17 protein-coding genes and 1 pseudogene are annotated in these 17573 nt (G+C 70.8%); 5 read left to right on the plus strand and 13 right to left on the minus strand.

Annotated elements, in window-relative coordinates; translation table 11 throughout:
* Positions 1-145: 145 nt before the first annotated feature.
* Positions 146-793: an NTP transferase domain-containing protein gene (locus FHT38_RS08865; protein ID WP_091724394.1), complete on the plus strand. Its 648-nt coding sequence runs from the start codon at positions 146-148 to the stop codon at positions 791-793.
* An 80-nt stretch (positions 794-873) separates the two neighbouring features.
* Here FHT38_RS08865 and FHT38_RS08870 read toward each other — a convergent pair whose 3' ends face one another.
* Positions 874-1497 carry a gamma-glutamylcyclotransferase gene (locus FHT38_RS08870; protein ID WP_183491327.1) on the minus strand — a complete coding sequence of 208 codons (624 nt, stop codon included), beginning with the start codon at positions 1495-1497 and terminating at the stop codon, positions 874-876.
* Positions 1498-1862: 365 nt separating this feature from the next.
* Between FHT38_RS08870 and edd the strand changes: the two genes are divergently transcribed.
* Both edd and FHT38_RS08880 read left to right on the plus strand, forming a co-directional pair.
* On the plus strand, positions 1863-3683 hold the full coding sequence (gene edd, locus FHT38_RS08875) for a phosphogluconate dehydratase (RefSeq protein WP_183491329.1): 1821 nt from the start codon (positions 1863-1865) through the stop codon (positions 3681-3683).
* A gap of 53 nt (positions 3684-3736) precedes the next feature.
* Positions 3737-4372 carry a bifunctional 4-hydroxy-2-oxoglutarate aldolase/2-dehydro-3-deoxy-phosphogluconate aldolase gene (locus tag FHT38_RS08880; protein ID WP_183491331.1) on the plus strand — a complete coding sequence of 212 codons (636 nt, stop codon included), beginning with the start codon at positions 3737-3739 and terminating at the stop codon, positions 4370-4372.
* Positions 4373-4547: 175 nt separating this feature from the next.
* On the opposite strand, the gene FHT38_RS08885 is transcribed toward FHT38_RS08880, so the two are convergent.
* Positions 4548-5102: a PaaI family thioesterase gene (locus tag FHT38_RS08885; RefSeq protein ID WP_183491333.1), complete on the minus strand. Its 555-nt coding sequence runs from the start codon at positions 5100-5102 to the stop codon at positions 4548-4550.
* Positions 5103-5223: 121 nt separating this feature from the next.
* Here FHT38_RS08885 and FHT38_RS08890 point away from each other — a divergent pair, with 121 nt between their 5' ends.
* The gene (locus FHT38_RS08890; protein ID WP_183491335.1) at positions 5224-5742 is read left to right on the plus strand and encodes a MarR family winged helix-turn-helix transcriptional regulator; all 519 of its coding nucleotides are present in this window, start codon (positions 5224-5226) and stop codon (positions 5740-5742) included.
* A 75-nt stretch (positions 5743-5817) separates the two neighbouring features.
* Here the strand turns inward: FHT38_RS08890 and FHT38_RS08895 are convergent, their stop codons facing one another.
* The 9 genes and pseudogenes from FHT38_RS08895 to FHT38_RS08930 form a co-directional block, all read right to left on the minus strand.
* Positions 5818-6969 carry a methyl-accepting chemotaxis protein gene (locus FHT38_RS08895; RefSeq protein WP_404935725.1) on the minus strand — a complete coding sequence of 384 codons (1152 nt, stop codon included), beginning with the start codon at positions 6967-6969 and terminating at the stop codon, positions 5818-5820.
* A gap of 3 nt (positions 6970-6972) precedes the next feature.
* Positions 6973-7254: pseudogene (locus tag FHT38_RS25735) on the minus strand (PAS domain-containing protein); the annotation flags it as partial.
* 149 nt (positions 7255-7403) lie between these two features.
* Positions 7404-8168, minus strand: coding sequence for an exodeoxyribonuclease III (locus FHT38_RS08900; RefSeq protein WP_091724401.1), 765 nt, complete (start codon positions 8166-8168; stop codon positions 7404-7406).
* 93 nt (positions 8169-8261) lie between these two features.
* Entirely contained in the window at positions 8262-8798 is a 537-nt protein-coding gene (locus tag FHT38_RS08905; protein ID WP_183491339.1) for a DUF2878 domain-containing protein, read from the minus strand.
* Between the two features lie 74 nt (positions 8799-8872).
* Positions 8873-9829, minus strand: coding sequence for a fasciclin domain-containing protein (locus FHT38_RS08910; RefSeq protein ID WP_255488634.1), 957 nt, complete (start codon positions 9827-9829; stop codon positions 8873-8875).
* Positions 9830-10193: 364 nt separating this feature from the next.
* A complete protein-coding gene (locus FHT38_RS08915) occupies positions 10194-11945 on the minus strand; it encodes a hypothetical protein (protein WP_183491341.1) in 1752 nt (583 codons plus the stop codon).
* Between the two features lie 127 nt (positions 11946-12072).
* Entirely contained in the window at positions 12073-12651 is a 579-nt protein-coding gene (locus FHT38_RS08920) for a DUF4337 domain-containing protein (RefSeq protein WP_183491343.1), read from the minus strand.
* A 97-nt stretch (positions 12652-12748) separates the two neighbouring features.
* The gene (locus tag FHT38_RS08925; RefSeq protein ID WP_183491345.1) at positions 12749-13255 is read right to left on the minus strand and encodes a dihydrofolate reductase; all 507 of its coding nucleotides are present in this window, start codon (positions 13253-13255) and stop codon (positions 12749-12751) included.
* Positions 13256-13450: 195 nt separating this feature from the next.
* Entirely contained in the window at positions 13451-14917 is a 1467-nt protein-coding gene (locus FHT38_RS08930; RefSeq protein ID WP_183491347.1) for an epoxide hydrolase family protein, read from the minus strand.
* Between the two features lie 231 nt (positions 14918-15148).
* On the opposite strand from FHT38_RS08930, the gene ppk2 reads away from it, so the two are divergent.
* Positions 15149-16072: a polyphosphate kinase 2 gene (gene ppk2, locus FHT38_RS08935; RefSeq protein WP_183491349.1), complete on the plus strand. Its 924-nt coding sequence runs from the start codon at positions 15149-15151 to the stop codon at positions 16070-16072.
* Here ppk2 and FHT38_RS08940 read toward each other — a convergent pair.
* Positions 16066-16788 (minus strand): aspartate/glutamate racemase family protein, encoded by a 723-nt coding sequence (locus FHT38_RS08940; RefSeq protein WP_183491351.1) that lies wholly within the window; start codon positions 16786-16788, stop codon positions 16066-16068. The two genes, ppk2 and FHT38_RS08940, sit on opposite strands and share 7 nt — an antisense overlap.
* 96 nt (positions 16789-16884) lie before the next feature.
* On the minus strand, positions 16885-17478 hold the full coding sequence (locus tag FHT38_RS08945) for a tetratricopeptide repeat protein (protein ID WP_091724410.1): 594 nt from the start codon (positions 17476-17478) through the stop codon (positions 16885-16887).
* Positions 17479-17573 lie beyond the last annotated feature (95 nt).

A 17573-nucleotide genomic window follows, 5' to 3' on the forward strand; every position in this document is an offset into this window, starting at 1 on the left:
GTATCGGGCGAATCCTTAAGTAAAGCTCCCACTCGTGAAACTCCGGGTGCGAGCCCCATCTTCCGGCAGGCATGCTTCCCGGCATGGAGCCGTGCCAGAGAGCGGCGGCCGGGGGGACTCGGGACCAAACCAGAAGGAAGTTTGCATGAATCAGCGACGACCCGCCGTCGTCGTGCTCGCGGCAGGGCGCGGCCAGCGCTTTCGCGGCGAGGGCCACAAGCTGGAACAGGTCTTGAACGGGGACACCGTGCTGGCGCTGACGCTGCGCCAGACGATGGCTTCCGGCCTGCCGATGCTCGTGGTGACCTCGACCGCGTTGGCGCCTCTGGTCCGACGCCATGTGGCCTCGCGCGACATGCTGGTGCTGCCCGACCAGGACCGCCTGGGACGTCCGGCGCCGCTGGGCATGGGCCATTCGATCGCGGCGGGTGTCGCCGCGACCGGGGACGCGCCGGGCTGGCTGATCCTGCCGGCCGACATGCCGATGGTGCGACCCGGCACGCTGGCCGCGGTGGCCGACGCGATCGAGCGCGATCCGATCGCCTATGCCCAGCACCGCGGGCGCCGGGGGCATCCGGTGGGCTTCAACGCCGAACTCTTCTCCGAACTCACCAGCCTGCAGGGCGATGAGGGCGCGCGCCGCCTGCTGGCGCGTTATCCGGCGCAGGCCGTGGACGTCGACGATCCGGGCGTGCTGATCGACGTCGATACCGTCGAGGACCTGCAGCGGCTCAAGGTGGATCCGTCGATGCCGCGCCCGAGCGACCTGGGCATGCGCAGCTTCGGCGGCTGAAACGGGCCAAGGCCGGCTCCGGCTGAGACCTGCCGGCTCGCGATGTCGAGCCGCGGCTCAAGCCGACGCGGCCGGTCGCTTCACAACCCGTGCGCGCGAGCCAGCGCCAGTTGGCGCTCCAGCGCGCGGTCGTGGATGCCGTGCTCCCGTAGGCAGGTCACGGCGCGCGTCAGGTAATCCAAGGTCGTGCCATAGCGCCCGCGCGCGTGGCGCAGGATGTGCAGCAATCGGTCGTCGGCGAGGTCACCCACCCAGCCCGGACTGCGCCGCGACAGCGTGAAGGCCAGCGCCTTGCGCGTGCCCAGGCCATCGGCGCAATGGCAGTCCAGCCACCGCGGCACGTAGGTGCCGACCACCATCTCCCGCAACCACAGACGATGCAGCGTGGCCTCGCTGTCCTGCGGCGCCACGCGGTAAAGCAAACCCCGGCAACTGCCACCCGACAACAACGTCATCACCAGCCCCGGCTGCTCCGCGCTGCCCCGGTTCACCAGCGAACGCAGGCGCAGCGCGCGGTGATAACCCTGCACCTTGGCCACCAGCGTCTGCGCGGGCTCGAAACCAGGGTTCCACATCAGCGAGCCATAGGCGAACATCATCAGGCCGTGCTCGCGGTCCCATTGACGCTCCGCCACTTGCAGCAGCGCTTGACTGTGGGCAGGAAGGTCTTCGAGCCGGGCTTCGGCCAAAGGGTCGTGAATCATGGGGGAATGCTGCCATAGGGGGGCACTCCCACTGCAACCGGCGGTGCGTTGGCCGCGAGGGCATGGGGCCTTGGCGGCCAGCGCCAAAACCCCACGCCCTCCCGTCCCGGCAGCAGGGCTGACTGCAACGAAGCGGTGGGCGCAGGGCAGGGCGTAGAACGGAGGCGGAGCGCGGAGCGCGGAGAGCGGAGCGCGGAAGGCGTCGTGCGGCGGGCGCGCTTCGGGAACGTGGACTGCCGCGCAGTGGGTGAGCGTTTTCGTAACTCTCTTGTACCTGGGAAAGCGCTTGCGGAGGGCCGTGGGACCCCGTCGGCGTGTAATATGGTTACCAATCTAACCCTGGCCGAGTTACATCGGCAGTCGGCATGAACAAGACGCTTCTGGACGTCACCGCGCGCATCAAGGCGCGCAGCGCCGCTTCGCGCGAGCGCTATCTGGACCTGATCGAGCGCATGGCGGGCCGCCAGCGCGGCGTGCAGCGCCTCGGTTGCGCGAACGTCGCCCATGCGGTGGCCGCGATGCCGGCCAACGACAAGCTGCGCATCGTCGCCGAGAAGGCGCCGCATCTGGGCATCGTCACGGCCTACAACGACATGCTGTCGGCCCATCAGCCCTATGAGAACTACCCCGCGATCATCCGCGACGAGGTGCATCGTCAGGGCGCGACGGCGCAGGTCGCCGGCGGCGTGCCGGCGATGTGCGACGGCGTCACGCAGGGCACGCCGGGCATGGAGCTCAGCCTGTTCTCGCGGGACACGATCGCGATGGGCACGGCGGTGGCGCTGTCCCACGATGTCTTCGATGCCGCGCTGCTGCTGGGCATCTGCGACAAGATCGTGCCGGGCCTGCTGATCGGCGCGCTGCACTTCGGCCATCTGCCCTGCGTGTTCGTGCCGGCCGGGCCGATGAGCTCCGGGCTGTCCAACAACGACAAGGCCAAGGTCCGCGAGCTCTACGCGCAGGGCAAGGTCGGCCGCGACGAGCTGCTGCAGGCCGAGTCCCAGGCCTATCACGGCGCCGGCACCTGCACCTTCTACGGCACGGCCAACAGCAACCAGATGCTGCTCGAGGCGATGGGCCTGCATGTGCCGGGCGCGGCGTTCGTGCATCCGCATGACGGGCTGCGCGAGGCGCTGACCCGCGAGGCCGTGCGCCAGGCGCTGAAGATCATTCCGCAGCGCGACTACACGCCGATCGGCCGCATGGTGGACGAGCGCAGCATCGTCAACGCGATGGCGGCGCTGCTGGCGACGGGCGGCTCGACCAACCACCTGATCCACTGGATCGCGGTGGCGCGCTCGGCGGGCATCCTGATCGACTGGAGCGATTTCTCCGAGTTGTCGTCGGTCGTGCCGCTGCTGGCGCGCGTGTATCCGAACGGCAGCGCCGACGTGAACCAGTTCCAGGCCGCGGGCGGCCCGGGCTTCGTGATCAAGGAGCTGATCGGCGCCGGGCTGATGCACGGGGACGTGCTGACCTCGGTGGCGGGGCAGGATTTGAACGCCTTCGCGCGGTTGCCGCGCCGCGCCGAAGATGGGTCGGTGAGCTGGAGCGACCTGCCGGCCCGGAGCGGCGACGAGGCGGTGGTGCGCACCGCCGCCGCGCCGTTCTCGCCGACCGGCGGGCTGAAGCTGCTGGCGGGCAATCTGGGTCGCGCGGTGATCAAGGTGTCGGCGGTGCCCGAGGATCGGCACACGGTGGAGGCGCCGGCGCGCATCTTCGACAGCCAGGAGGCGATGCAGGCCGCGTTCAAGGCCGGCGAGCTGGAGCGCGACGTCGTGGTCGTCGTGCGCTTCCAGGGGCCGCAAGCCAACGGCATGCCGGAGCTGCACAAGCTGACGCCGCCGCTGGCGGTGCTGCAGGGCAAGGGCTTCAAGGTGGCGCTGGTGACCGACGGGCGCATGAGCGGCGCGTCGGGCAAGGTGCCGGCGGCGATCCATGTGAGTCCGGAGGCGCTCTCGGGCGGACCGCTGGCCAAGCTGCGCGACGGCGACCTGGTGCGGGTGTGCGCCAACAGCGGCGAGCTGACGGCGCTGGTGCCGGCGGCGGAGTGGGATCGGCGCGAGCTGGCGCAGATCACCGCGGACGCGGTGGTGGAGAACGGCGCCGGACTGGGCCGCGAGCTGTTCGCCGGCATGCGGCGCAATGTGACGTCGGCGGAGGAAGGCGCGGTCACCTGGCTGTGAGGCCGGAGGATCGACGCCTCGCCGGATTCGGATTCGATTACGAGGAGAACCCCATGAGTTCCATCAAGGACACCCTGAGCCTGGCCGAACACGGTCCGGTGATCCCGGTCATCGTCATCGACCGCGTCGAGGACGCGGTGCCGCTGGCGCGCGCGCTGGTCGCCGGCGGCGTGAAGGTGCTGGAGGTGACGCTGCGCACGCCGGTGGCGCTGGAGGCGATCGCCGCGATCGCGCGCGAGGTGCCGCAGGCGCTGGTGGGCGCGGGCACGCTGCGGACCTCGGCGGACGCGGTGGCGGCCAAGCAGGCCGGTGCCTGCTTCGCGGTCAGCCCCGGCTTCACGCAGGACGTGGCGAGCGCCTGCGACGCGCATTTCCTGCCCCTGCTGCCGGGCGTGTCGACGGCCAGCGAGGTGATGATGGCCAGCGACGCCGGCTACAAGTTCCTGAAGCTGTTCCCTGCGACCGCGGTGGGCGGCGTCGGCCTGCTGAAGGCGCTGGCCGGCCCATTCCCCGATGTGGCGTTCTGCCCCACCGGCGGCATCACGGTGCAGACGGCGCCCGATTTCCTGGCGCTGCCGAACGTCAAGGTCTGCGGCGGTTCCTGGCTCACCCCGGCCGACGCGGTGAAGGCGGGCGACTGGGCACGCATCACCCAGCTGGCCAAGGAAGCGAGCGCGCTGCGCGCTTGAGTTGTCTGTCCCCTCTCCCCCGCGAGGGGGAGAGGGTTAGGGTGAGGGGGCATCGCACGACACCACTGTCGTACTTCGACGCCCCCTCACCCCTCCCTCTCCCCGCAAGCGGGGAGAGGGTGAAAGAAATGTCGTGGGGGCGTGAGAGTGTGAGGACCTAGATGGGCTCGGCGGTTCAGCGCGGCTGCGGATCGAAGATCAAGCAAGTCGTGCTCCCATGCGCATACAGCTTGCCGTCATGGCCGATCAGGTCCGCCTCCGCCGTCGCCATCTGGCGGCCGACATGCCGCACGCGGCCGATGGCGCGCACGACCGGCACGCGCTCGTTGAGCGCCCGCACCAGGTTGATCTTGAGCTCCAGCGTCGTATAGCCGCGGCCGGGATCCAGCGTCGTGTGCACCGCGCAGCCCAGCGCCGAATCCAGCAGCGTCGCATACCAGCCGCCGTGCACCGTGCCCATCGGGTTGTAGTGCCGGAACTTGGGCGAGCCCTGGAAGATCACCTCGCCCTTGGTCACGCGCAGCAGCGTGAAATCGAGGGTCTGCGCGATCGGCGGCGGCGGCAGCTTGCCGTCGAGCATCGCCTGCATCTGCTGCAGGCCGTTCAGGCCGGCGATCTCCGCCATCGTGGCCACGCCATGCTCGGGCCGCAGCATCGCGCGGACCGCCTTTTCTTCGTCCAGCCACTGGGCCAGCGCTTCGTCGTGCGAGGGAGTCAAAGCTGCGCTCATCGTGCATTCCTGTCGGGTGAATGAAGACCATCCGGAAACTTGTGGCTGCAATGGTTGCAGCTACAATCTTCTGCTGTCAAGCATCCCTGCGACAGCCGCAGGCTTCCACGTGAGGGGACCCATGAACCCGTCCGTCACCGCCACGAAGACGTCCGCCACGGCGAGCACCGCCCAGGCGGAGCCCATCTCGCCCAAGGGCTGTACCAATTTCAAGCTTCGCCAGGTGACGCGGCTGGTCTCCAACCACTGCGAGGCCCATTTCGCCGAGACCGGCCTGAAGACCACGCAGTACGCGCTGCTGTCGCACATCGTGGTGCTCGGTCCGATCCAGCCGAGCGAACTCGCGCGCCGCATGGACCTGGATCTGTCGACGCTGTCGCGCAACATCCAGCCCCTGCTCGCGATGGGACTGGTGGAGACCCTGCCCGGGCCTGACGCGCGCAGCCGCCAACTGCAGGCGACCGAGGAGGGCCACGCGCGCCGCAAACAGATGAAGGCGACCTGGAAACGCGCGCAGCTCTCGCTCAACGAGCGCCTGGGCGACGAGCGCGTGCAGCGTCTGCATGCGCTGCTCGACGAATGTGCGGCGCTGATGCGGGGCGAAGTCGATCCGGACGAACTCGATGGGGACTCGCCATGAGCGCCTGAACGCTCCGAGCGCTCCAAACCCGAGCAACGCCCAGAGCGCCCCGAGCGCCCTGAACGCTCGCGCGGCTCAGCGTCCCATCTGGAACAGATCGAGCGCCGCCGCCACCTCGCCGGCCTGGCCGCGCAGCCGATCCGAGGACCGCGCCAGGTCCTCGACCATCGCCACGTTCTGCTGTGTGATCTGCTCGAGCTGACGCACGGCGTCGGTCACCTGCGAGATGTCGTCGAGCTGCGCCTGCGCGCTGCGCTCGATGTCCTCGATGACGCCGCCGAAGCGCTCCACCGCCGAGAGCGTGTCCGCCATGCTGCGGCGCGCCTCGCCGGTCTGGCGCGTGCCCGCCTCGACCTTCTCGCCGGAGGCGGCGATCAGCTGCTTGATCTCTCGCGCCGCCACCGTGCTGCGCTGCGCCAGCGCGCGAACCTCCGACGCCACCACCGCGAAGCCCTTGCCATGCTCGCCGGCCCGCGCGGCCTCGACCGCCGCGTTCAACGCCAGGATGTTGGTCTGGAAGGCGATGCCCTCGATCAACTGCGTGATCTCGCCGATGCGGGCCGAGGCCTCGGCGATCGCGGTCATCGTGTCGTTGACCGAGCGCACGTTGCCGTCGCTGCGCCGCGCCGCCTGGCCGAGCTCCGCGGCGACCTCGCGCGCCCGGTGGGCCGCGTCGCGGTTGCCGCGCACCTCGTCGGTGATCTGGCGCATGCTCGCGGCGGTCTGCTCCAGGCTGGACGCCTGGGCTTCGGTGCGCCGGGCGAGGTCATGGTTGCCTTGCGCGATCGCGTCCGACACCGCCCGCATCTCGCCGAGTTCATGCTGCGTGTCCGACACCAGCGCGCGCAGGTTCACCCGCAGTTGCGTCAGCGCGCGATCCAGCAGTCCCGGCGGCGCGGCCGCCTCGGTGGCATGAGGGCGTGGTGCGCCCAGGTCGCCGGCCGCGAGGCGCTCCGCCACCCGCAGGCTTGCGCGCAGGGCGGCGCGTCGCTGGCCCACGCGCAGCGCCGAGACGACCCCGACCGCGAGCCGCCGCCAGAGCGGCGCGCGAAGACGGCCGTGGTGCAGCGCGAGTTCGCTCCGACCCGACCGACCCGGCTGGCCTTCGGCGTTCATCCGCGCATACAGCGTCTCGGCCGCGCGCACCTGTTCGCGCGTGGGCTGGCTGCGCACCGACAGGTAGCCCGCCGGCTGGCCGTCGCGCAGCAGCGGCGTCACGTTGGCCATCACCCAGTAATGGTCGCCATCCTTGCGGCGGTTCTTCACCAGGCCCGACCAGGGCCGTCCGGCTTGCACCGTCGCCCAGAGGTCGCGGAAGGCCTCGGCCGGCATGTCGGGATGGCGGATCAGGTTGTGCGGCCGGCCGATCAGCTCCTCGCGGCTGAAGCCGCTGACCGCGACGAACACGTCGTTGCAGTGCAGGATCCGGCCCTTCAGGTCGGTGGTGGACACCAGCGCGCGGCCCTCGGGGAACGGGAATTCCCGTTGCGTGACCGGCAGATTCGTTCTCATCGATGCGTTCCCTGTACGGTAAGTCTTGACTTGGATCAAGACACAGCATCGATGAGTTGGTCAGGGCGTCACTTGAGCAAGATCAAGCCATTGCGGGTTGACCCTGGAGAGGGTTGGCGCGCCGTGAAGGAGTGCCGGCGCGCCGGCCGTCAGTCGAGCGTGACGATCACCGGTGCGTGGTCGCTGGGCTTGGGCAGCTTGCGCATCTGACGGTCGATCGTGCAGGCGGTGACGCGGGGCTTGAGCGCCTCGCTGACGAGGATGTGGTCGATGCGCAGGCCCTTGTTCTTCTGGAAGCCGAGCATGCGGTAATCCCACCAGCTGTAGCTCTTGGGCGGCTGCTCGAACAGCCGGTAGGCGTCGGTGAGGCCCAGGTCGAGCAAGGCCTGGAAGTGCGCGCGCTCCTGCGGCGAGGTGTGCGTCTGGCCGACGAAGGCGGCGGGGTCGTAGCAGTCGCGGTCTTCCGGCGCGATGTTGAAGTCGCCCATCAGCACGAGTTGCTTGTGCTGCTGGAGTTCACTGGCGAGCCAGGCGCGCAGGCCGTCCAGCCAGGCCATCTTGTAGACGAACTTGTCGCTGTCCAGCGCCTGCCCGTTGGGGAAGTAGGCGCCGATCACGCGCACGTCGCCGACGGTGCCGGCGATCAGCCGCGCCTGTTCGTCGGCATAGCCGGTGATGTTCTTGACGACGTCCCGGGCGGGCTCGCGGGACAGCAGCGCCACGCCGTTGTAGGTCTTCTGCCCGAACCACTGGACCTGGTAGCCGGCCTCGCCGATCTCCAGGGTCGGGAACTTGTCGTCGGTGAGCTTGGTCTCCTGCAGCACGAGCGCATCGACCGGATTGGCGGCCAGCCAGTCGAGCAGCTGCGGCAGGCGCACGGCCAGGGAGTTGACGTTCCAGGTGGCGAATTTCATGGTGCTCGTAGGTGATGAGGCAGGCAACGCCGCATCGTACCCAGTCCTTCGGCGCCGACGCGCCATCGCCCTGCAGACGCCAACTGGAGAGGCTCAGGTGGGCCCGGTGGGTGCCGGCGGGTGCCGCCTGCCCAGGCGCCGGGCCGATTCGATCAGCGCCGGGGTCATGACCGCCCAACCCGCGCCCAGCACGGCCAGTGCGACCGCCGGGTCAGGAAAGCTGCCGGCACCCAGGCGCACGGCGGCCAGATAGGACAGCGGTCCCCCGATGGCGCCGAGTACCGCCGCCAGCAGCGGCCGCCCGTGCAGCCACGCGAGCGGCCCGCGGAGCAAGGTCGCGAACAGCGCCCAGAGCGCCAGGATCCAGATCGGCGCCAACTGGGGCAGCGGGCCGGGCGATGCGTACTGCACCCAGCCTTGCCGGACCATCGCGCTGTCCCACGCGAGGCCCATCAGCATGGCCAGTACCATCAGCGCCAGATCCGCGGCGCGGGCGGGACTCACGGCCAGGTGCAGCAGCACGACCGCGGCCACCGCCATCACGCCCGCCGCGACCTGACCATGCGCCGCGCCGAGCACGCACGCGAACCAGGCGGCCTGGAACAGGCAGAACTGGACGAGGCCGATCATCAGCCGCCTCCTCGATGCACTGCCTGCCTGCATGGCGGCGCCCCTTCCATCGCGGCGCGCCGCGCGCTGCCGCATCACAGCGGGTTGGGGATCAGCACCTTGTCGACGACGTGAATCACGCCGTTGCTGGCCCGCACGTCGACCGCGACGATCCTGGCCGGCGTCGCGCTGGAGTCGGTGATGGTGGGCGGCGTGCCGGCGTTGATCACGAGGGACTGGCCCAGCACCGTGGTGACCGGCGTGCCGAAGGGAATGTTGGCCGACAGCACCTCGCTGCCCAGCACGTGATAGGTCAGCACGTTGGTGAGCTGCTGCGTGCTCAGTCCGTTCACCGTCGAGGCGATGGCCGCGAAGGCGTCATGGGTCGGCGCGAAGACGGTGAAGGGGCCGGCGCCGCTGAGCGTCCCCTGCAGGTTCGCCTTGACCACCGCGGCGACGAGCGTGTCGAAGGTCGGGTTCACCTGCGCCATCTGGACGATGTTCAGCAGCCCCGGAGGCACGAGCACCTTGTCGACCGCATGGATGACGCCGTTGCTGGCCATCACGTCGGCAGTCGTCACACGGGCGGTGGTGAGGGCCGCATCCTGGATGGTGACGCCGCCGGTGAAGCTCAGGCTGAGCGTCGTGGCGTTGCCGTTGAACTTGTACAGCGTCGCCTGCGTGGCGCCGCCCGCGGCCAGGTCCGCGGCGGCCTTGCGCGTCCCCAGCACGTGGTACTGGAGGATGCTGGCCAGCGTCGATGCGGGCAGGGCGGTGACCATCGCATCGGCGCTGGCGAAGCCCAGCTGCGTCGCCAGTGTCGTGAACGCCTCGTTGGTCGGCGCGAAGACCGTCAGGGACACCGAGCCGTCCGCGAGCGTCGACGCCAGCCCCGCTTTCGTGGCGGCCGCCGTGAGCGCGGTGAAGCCGCCGTTCTGGGCGGCCTGGGCGAGGGTCGGCATCGGCGCGGGATCGTCGTCGTCGCCGCCGCAGGCGGTGAGCATCGTCGACACCGTCGCGGCCGCGAGCAGCCATTTGAAGAGACGCAGCATGGGGATCTCCTGGGTTGACCTTGTGGCGGACCTGGTCGGCGCGACCGGCCCGGGGACGCGACCGTCTTACGGCGACCGCGCCGTCATGGATCAACGATGAGGCGGACCGTTACGCTGGGTGCGTCGCCCCACATTGCCGATGGACAGGGCGATCCGGCCCGATCCGACCCGATGGCTCAGGGGGCGAGGCGCTCGCGCAGCAGCGAGCGCACGGCGCCCTTCATGGCGATGACGGCTTGGCAGGCATGGCGGCGGCGTGGTGTCTGGGCGCCTTCAGGTACCCCCCCACGGGAAGCGTCCCTTCGTTGTTCCGCGTCGATATACGGCGATCGCGACGCCTTGGATCAACGCCACGCGCGGCCGCTTACCGCAGGCGCTCCACGACGCTGCGCCGATCCGGCCATTCCTGGTGCGAGGCGGCGCGGTGGTTCTCCACCTCGGTGAAGGTCTTGCGCCGCTGCTCGTCGGTCTTGCGCATCGCGCGCGCGATCGAGTCGCGCGTCGTGTCGATCAGCGTGGTGACGGTCTTGCTGTCCTCGACGGTGGTGGCGTCGTAGTTGCCGCCGGCGCGGTCCAGCGTGTAGGTGCGCGACTTCTGGAAGCTGGCGCTCAGCGTCTCGGTCTGTGTCTGCGTGATCGAGCGGCCGCCGGTCGCCGCGTTGGGCCGCTCGCTGGTCGTCTGGCCGATCCGGTACTCGGCATGGCCGGCCTCCTGGACGCTGCCGATGCGGCTGGTCCGCTGCGAATCGGCGCTGAAGCTGGCCTGGAAGTCCGCCAGGCCGCTCCGCAGCGCCTGCGTCTGCGCGCGCAGCCCGTCGCTCATCGGTGCCATCGCGCCGGGGTCGAGGGCGTCCACGGCGCCGCCAATCACGGCGGTCGTGGTCTTGGCGGCAGTGCCGGCGCCGCCTGCATTCCCGGCACTCGCCGCGTGGCGGACCGCCAGCAACGAGGCCGCGCCCTGCGGACCCTCACGCCGCTCGCCGGCATCGGGACGCCGGCCGTCATCGGCGCGTCGCGTCTCGTCTGGATCCGCGGGCGGAGCCTGCAACTGCCGGAAGGCGTCCTTGAAGGATTTCGTCATCGCCGCGTCCGCGTGGCTGCGTTCGGCCGCGACATCGACCTGCTGGAGCAACTGGTCGATGGCCGACCAGCGCCTACCGCTCGCCGGCGTGCCGGCGGACGTGCGGGACGTGGCGGCGGCATCCACCTCGAGCGCCATCTCGCCGCTGGTGGTGCGCAGCGCCAGCGATTTCTTCTCGGCGCCCAGTTGCAGCGAGAACGAACGCAACTGGCCGGGCCGGTCGGCCGAGGCGTCGGGATGGTCGATGCGCAGGGCCAGGCCGGTCAGCACGCCGTTGGCGTCGAAGCCCGTCAGGCCGGACAGGTCCAGCGCCGGCACGCCGTCGCCCAGGCCCTCCAGGGCGCGGTCCAGGCCGTCGGACAGCATGGCGAGCGCGTCACGCTCGGCGCCGCTCAGCGGCCCGGAGCTCGAGACCTCGACCTGCAGGCCGCGCGTGCCGCCCGATTCGCCGCTGTTCACGCCGATCTTGAGTTCGACGCTCTGTCCGGAACGGGTCTGCACCTTCAGGCTCACCGTCGTGGCGTTGGTCGCGACGCCGGAGAGCGCCTGCTGCTGCAGGGCGGCGGCCGCGGCGGCGGGGTCGGCGCTTCCGGCGCCTTCTGCGTTTGCGGCGCTCGCGGCCGGATCGGTCGCGCCGGCGTCCGGGAGCGCCGGCACGACGTCCGCCAGCGTCTGGCGGTAGCGCTCGCCGGTGTCGGCCAACTGCTTGAGCAGCGCGCCGCCGAGTCCGCGCCAGCGGTCGGACAGCGTGCGGGCTTCCTTGCCGCTGTTGCGCGACATCAGCTCGCTCAGGCCGTCGTCACCGGCCTTGGCCCAGACGCGCCGCGGTCCGGCGCCGGGCGCCGAGGGCCGCGCATACACGGCGGCATCGGTGGTCGCGGCGTCCAGCGTCACGCGCGTGCCCGTGGTTGAAGCCGCCGGGGAGGCCGCGTCGGCGGCGCGCGAGGACACGCCCGCGGGGCGGAACGAGGCGGCCGCGCGGCTGGCGGCGAGCCGGTCCAGCAGGCCGGGGCCCGCCGAGGCGATGAAGTTCATGCGAAGCGCCTCCCTGGCGGCGGTGTCCCGTCGCTCTGGTGGCGGCGACGGTGATCCCTTCGCTATCGGCCGCCCGCGGCAGAACTTGAGGGGCCGGGCGGCGCGTCGTCGTGCCGGGCCGCGGCGCTCAGACGTGCAGCCAGGCCGCGATGCCCAGGCCGATGCCGATCGCGCCGGCGCCCAGCGTCGCGTACTCCATCCAGCGCCGCTTGGTCAGCAGCGCGATCGCGGCCAGCGCGATGCCCACCTGCAGCGCGGTCGTTGCCTGCGCCCAGCGGTGATGGAGGTGCAACTGGTCGTCGCTGCGGCGGTCCCATTCGGTGGACTCGGCCTCGAGCTTCTCGGCCTGCGCCTTGATCTCGTTCTTCTCGGTCTCGTAGCGGGCGATCTTCTCGCGGTACTTGGCTTTCTGCTCTTCGCTGGCGGTCAGGTCCAACGCGAACTCGGCCAGGTTCTGCTTGCTGCTCTTGGCCTGGAAGTAGTTCCAGCGGTTGGCGGCCTCGGTCTTGGTGATCGCGGCGTTGTTCTTGAAGAGCCCCGCATTGGCCTGCGTGGCGCCGCCCATGTAGGAGAAGAAGGCGCCCAGCGTCGCCAGCACCGCGGTGATCACGGCCAGCTGGCCGGCCAGGCCCTTGGGTTCATGGTGCGCGGCGTGTTCGAGCTCGTGGTCGTGCGGGCCGTGGACGTGGAAGTGATTGCCGGACATGGGAGTGGGGGGCGTGAAGTCGGAAGAGGGAAAGGGGGCGGGAAGGCGGTCGGGCCTCGGTCGCGACCGGCCTGCGGTCGAGGGCCGGGGCGCTCGCTCAGCGGCGGCGCTCGTAGCGGACGAAGTCGTAGTCCCAGTCGTGGCCGCGGTCGGCGGGGCTGTGATGGCGCTCGCGCGAGACCGGCGCGAAGACCTGCGGGTCGACGGCGGGGAAGAAGGCGTCGGCGTCGAAGCGGGCGTCGATCTCGGTCAGCTCCAGCGCGTCGGCGCGCGGCAGGCTGAGCGCATAGACCTGCGCGCCGCCCATGACGAAGACGGCCTCGTCGGCGCCGCAGGCATCGAGCGCCGCGTCCAGCGTGGCGAAGACCTCGGCGCCCTCGAGCCGCAGTCCCGGCTGGCGCGACAGCACCAGGTTGCGCCGCTGCACCAGCGGGCGGAACCTGGCGGGGATGGAGTCCCAGGTCTTGCGGCCCATGATCACCGTGTGGCCCAGCGTCAGCGCCTTGAAGCGCGCCATGTCCTCGGGCAGGCGGACCAGCAGGCCGTTGTCGCGGCCGATGCCGCGCGCGCGATCGAGCGCGGCGATGAGGGTGAGATGGGGCATGGGGAACGGCGGCGAAGCGGGGCGGAAACGTCGGGGAGGCGGCCCGCGTCGCGAAGGCGAGGCGGGCCGGGATCGCGAGTTTACGGGCGGCGAGGTGCCTTGGGCGCAGAGCCCGGCTCCGCCTTTCACCACTTGTCGCCGCCCGTCGCACGTCGCCCGTCGCCGCCCGGACGCTCAGCGCTCAGCGCTCGACGTTCAGCGCAGCCGGCGGAAGGCGGCGCGCAGTTCCCGGGCGAAGAGCTCGGGCTGTTCCCAGGCCGCGAAGTGGCCGCCCTTGTCCACTTCGTTGAAGTAGGCCAGCGACGGATAGGCGCGCTCGGTCCACGAGCGCGGCGCGCGGTAGATCTCGCCCGGGAAGACGGTGACGGCGACCGGGATCGTGATCTCCGTGGTGCGCTGGTGCGCGGCGCTGAAATTGTTGTTGTTGTTCTCCCAGTAGAAGCGCGAGGCCGAGGCGCCGGTGTTGGTCAACCAGTAGAGGCTGACGTCGTCCAGGATCTCGTCCTTGGTCAGGACGCGCTCGGGCTCGCCGCCGCTGTCGGTCCACTCGATGATCTTCTCGACCATGAAGCCGGCCAGCGCCGCCGGCGAGTCGCACAGCGCATAACCGATGGTCTGCGGCCGGGTGACCATCAGCGCGCCGTAGGCGGCGTTGCGGCCGAAGAAGCGGCTCAGCGTCAGGTAGGCGGTGCGCTCGGCGTCGGAGAGCCCCGGCGGCGGCGGATCGCCGGCGTTGATGGGCTTGACCAGTTCGGGCGGCACCGTGGGCGGCATGTTGACGTGGATGCCGAGCAGGCCGTCGAGCTTGAGCCGCGCCATCGCATCGGAGATCACCGAGCCGTGGTCGCCGCCCTGTGAGACGTAGCGGGTGTAGCCCAGGCGCTTCATCAGCACGTCCCAGGCGCGGCCGACGCGCTCCGGGCCCCAGCCCAGTTCGCGCGGCTTGCCGGAGAAGCCGTAGCCGGGGATGGACGGGATGACGAGGTGGAAGGCGTCCTCGGCCCGGCCGCCGTGCGCGGTCGGGTCGGTCAGCGGGCCGATGGTCTTGAGCATCTCCAGGATCGAGCCCGGCCAGCCATGGGTGATGACCAGCGGCAGCGCGTTGGCGTGCTTGGAGCGGATGTGGAGGAAATGGATGTCCAGGCCGTCGATCTGCGTGATGAACTGGGGCAGGGCATTGAGGCGGCGCTCCACCTGGCGCCAGTCGTAGCTGCGGCTCCAGTAGTCGCACAGCGCGCGCAGCCGCGCGAGCTGGATGCCCTGCGAGCCATCGGGCACCAGCTCCGGGTCGGGCCAGCGGGTGTCGGCGACGCGGCGGCGCAGGTCGGCCAGCGCGGCATCGGGGATGTCGATGCGGAAGCGCCGGACGGAGAAGTCGCCGATCGGGACGGCGGTGGTGAGGGCGGTGGTGTCGCCGCCGGAGAAGGTGACGGCGCCGGTCGGGGCGGCACCGGCGGCGCGCGCGGCACCGGCCGCGGACAGCAGGCCCAGGCCGGTCGCGCCGGCGGCAGCGGACGTGGCGAGGAAGCGCCGCCGGCCCGCCGCGTCGCGGGCGGCGGTCGCGGACGCGTCCGGCGTCGGGGTCGACTGGGTCGACGCGCCCGGCAGGGCCGGGGTGGAGGCCGCGTCGGTGACGGCGGGAGGAAGGGATTTCTTGAACATCAGGTCTCCGCATGAGGCTGTGAATGCGGAGGCGATCACATCAAACGCTGCGGCGCGCGCCCATCCGACCCTCGTCTGCAAGACCTGTACGAAGGTAGGTCTTGCGGCTTCGCGGCATGGGGCCGGTGGAGGCGGTGAAGGCGGTGAAGGCGGGCGCGCTCCGGTCCGTCACGAAGCCGTCACCCGCGCCGCGAATGATGGCCGGTCCCCAGCTCCGCCCCTTGCCGCACCATGAGCCCAGCCTCCGATCACGACGCGCTTGTCGAGCGCATCCGCCGCGACCTGCAGGACGGCTACGACGAGGAACTGGAACTCGAGATCGAGGACCGCCACGTGGACGAGGCGCTGCGCGCGCTCGACGAGGGCGACGGCGACAGCGCGCATAGCGAGCGCATCGCCTACTTTCGGCAGCTGTTCCGGCTGCAGCGCGAGCTGGTGAAGCTGCAGGACTGGGTGCAGCACACCCGCCAGAAGGTCGTGATCCTTTTCGAAGGCCGCGACGCGGCGGGCAAGGGCGGCGCGATCAAGCGCATCACCCAGCGCCTGAATCCGCGCGTGTGCCGCGTCGTCGCGCTGCCGGCGCCCAATGACCGCGAGCGCACGCAGTGGTACTTCCAGCGCTACGTGCCGCACCTGCCGGCGGCGGGGGAGATCGTGCTGTTCGACCGCAGCTGGTACAACCGCGCCGGCGTGGAGCGGGTGATGGGTTTCTGCTCGGAGGCCGACGTCGAGGAGTTCTTTCGCTCGGTGCCCGAGTTCGAGCGCATGCTGGTGCGCTCCGGCATCACGCTGATCAAGTACTGGTTCTCCATCAGCGACGAGGAGCAGCACCTGCGCTTCCTGGGCCGCATCCACGATCCGCTCAAGCAGTGGAAGCTCTCGCCGATGGACCTGGAGTCGCGCCGGCGCTGGGAGGACTACACCCGCGCCAAGGAGGTGATGCTGGAACGCACCCACATCCCCGAGGCACCCTGGTGGGTGGTGGCCGCGGACGACAAGAAACGCGCGCGGCTCAACTGCATCCAGCACCTGCTGGACCACTTCCCGTACCACGAGGTGGAGCGCGCCGAGGTCCGCCTGCCCGAGCGCGAACGGCATGACGACTACGCGCGCCAGCCGGTGCCGCCGCAGATGTTCGTGCCCGAGCGCTATTGAGCGACGGCCCGCCGCAAGGCGGCGCGCGCCAGCAGGCGCGTCGAATCGAGCGTGGGCAGCGACGCGTTGGCGTCGTCGATGATCAGCGGGATCTCGGTGCAGCCCAGCACGACGGCGTCGCAGCCGCGCTCGCGCAGCGCATCGATCGCGCGCTGGAAGCGCTCGACGGTGCCCGGCTGCACGCGGCCCGGGACCAGCTCGTCCATGATCCGCGCGCCGAGTTCGTCGCGCCACGCGTCGCTGGGCCGGATCGCCTCGATGCCGGCGGCGGCCAGCGCTTCGGGATAGACCTCGCTGCGCACCAGCCACTGCGTGCCCAGCACGCCCACGCGGCGGAAACCGCGCTGGCGCGCCTCGTCCGCGACGACGCGCGCGATGTGCAGCCAGGGCAGCGGCGAGCGCGGCTCGACCAGGTCGAAGGCCTGGTGGATGGTGTTGTCCGGGCAGATGAGCAGCTGCGCGCCGGCGGCCTGCAGACGATGCGCGGAGTCGAGCATCAGCGCCGCGACCGCCTCGCGGTCACCGCGATCCAGCGCCTCGACATAGCGGTGCAGCGAGGGCGTGTGCAGGCTGAGCTCGGGGTGCGCGTGCGGGCCGAGCAGCTCCGCGCCTTCGGCGCAGATCGTGCGGTAACAGAGGGCGGCGCCTTCGGCGGAACAGCCGACGATGCCGATGTGCAGCGGGCCCGCGGCGGGCAATGGGGCGGAAGCGGTCATGCGCGGATGCTAACGGGCGGCCTGCTCGCGCAGGGCGCTGACTGCGGCGCTAGTCCCGCTCCGCGCGCTTGACTCAGCACCGATCTCGCCCCGCCTTCAGCTCAGGCGTTGGTTCGAGCGGTTCTCGTCGACCAGGCGGCGATAGACGCGGAAGTGCGCCGCCGACGCGCGTGGCTCGCCGAGCCGCTCGCACAGCGCGCCGAGGCGGTAATGCGATTCGGCCAGCGCCGGGTTGAGGTCCAGGGCCTGCTCGAACGAGGCGATCGCTTGCGGCAGGCGGCCCGCGCTCTCGAGCACGCACCCGGCGAAGTGGTACAGCGCGGCGATGTCGCCACACCAGCCGACCGCCTGGTCGATGAGCTCGAGCGCCTCGTCATGGCGGCCCTGGCGGCTCAGCAGCGTGGTCAGCCGGGCGAAGGACTCGACGTGGCAGGGATCCTGCGCGATGGCCTGGCGGCAGGCCGATTCGAGGGTGGCTTCGTCGGTGTTGTCGGTCAGCACGGCCAGCTCGGCAATCGCGTCCAGCGCCGCGTCGCTGAGGCGCCGCGCGGAGCATTGCCGCTCGACCTCGTCGGCGCGAGGTGCGGCTTGAGACGCCGGGGTGGCGCGATCAAGCGAGGGGTCGAGCGGGCGCTCGAAGGGGCGGCTGAGCAGACGGTCGGCGGCGGTGATCGGCGGGTTGGTGGTCATGGCATCCCTCTGAAACGTTGCCGTGAACGGTACCCAGGCTTCGCACGCGTCTCTGCCGGAGAGGAGTGCGCGCGCGTGTAGGACAAGCGGAAGTT

It is taken from the genome of Mitsuaria sp. BK041, assembly GCF_014193085.1.
Lineage (GTDB): Bacteria > Pseudomonadota > Gammaproteobacteria > Burkholderiales > Burkholderiaceae_C > Roseateles.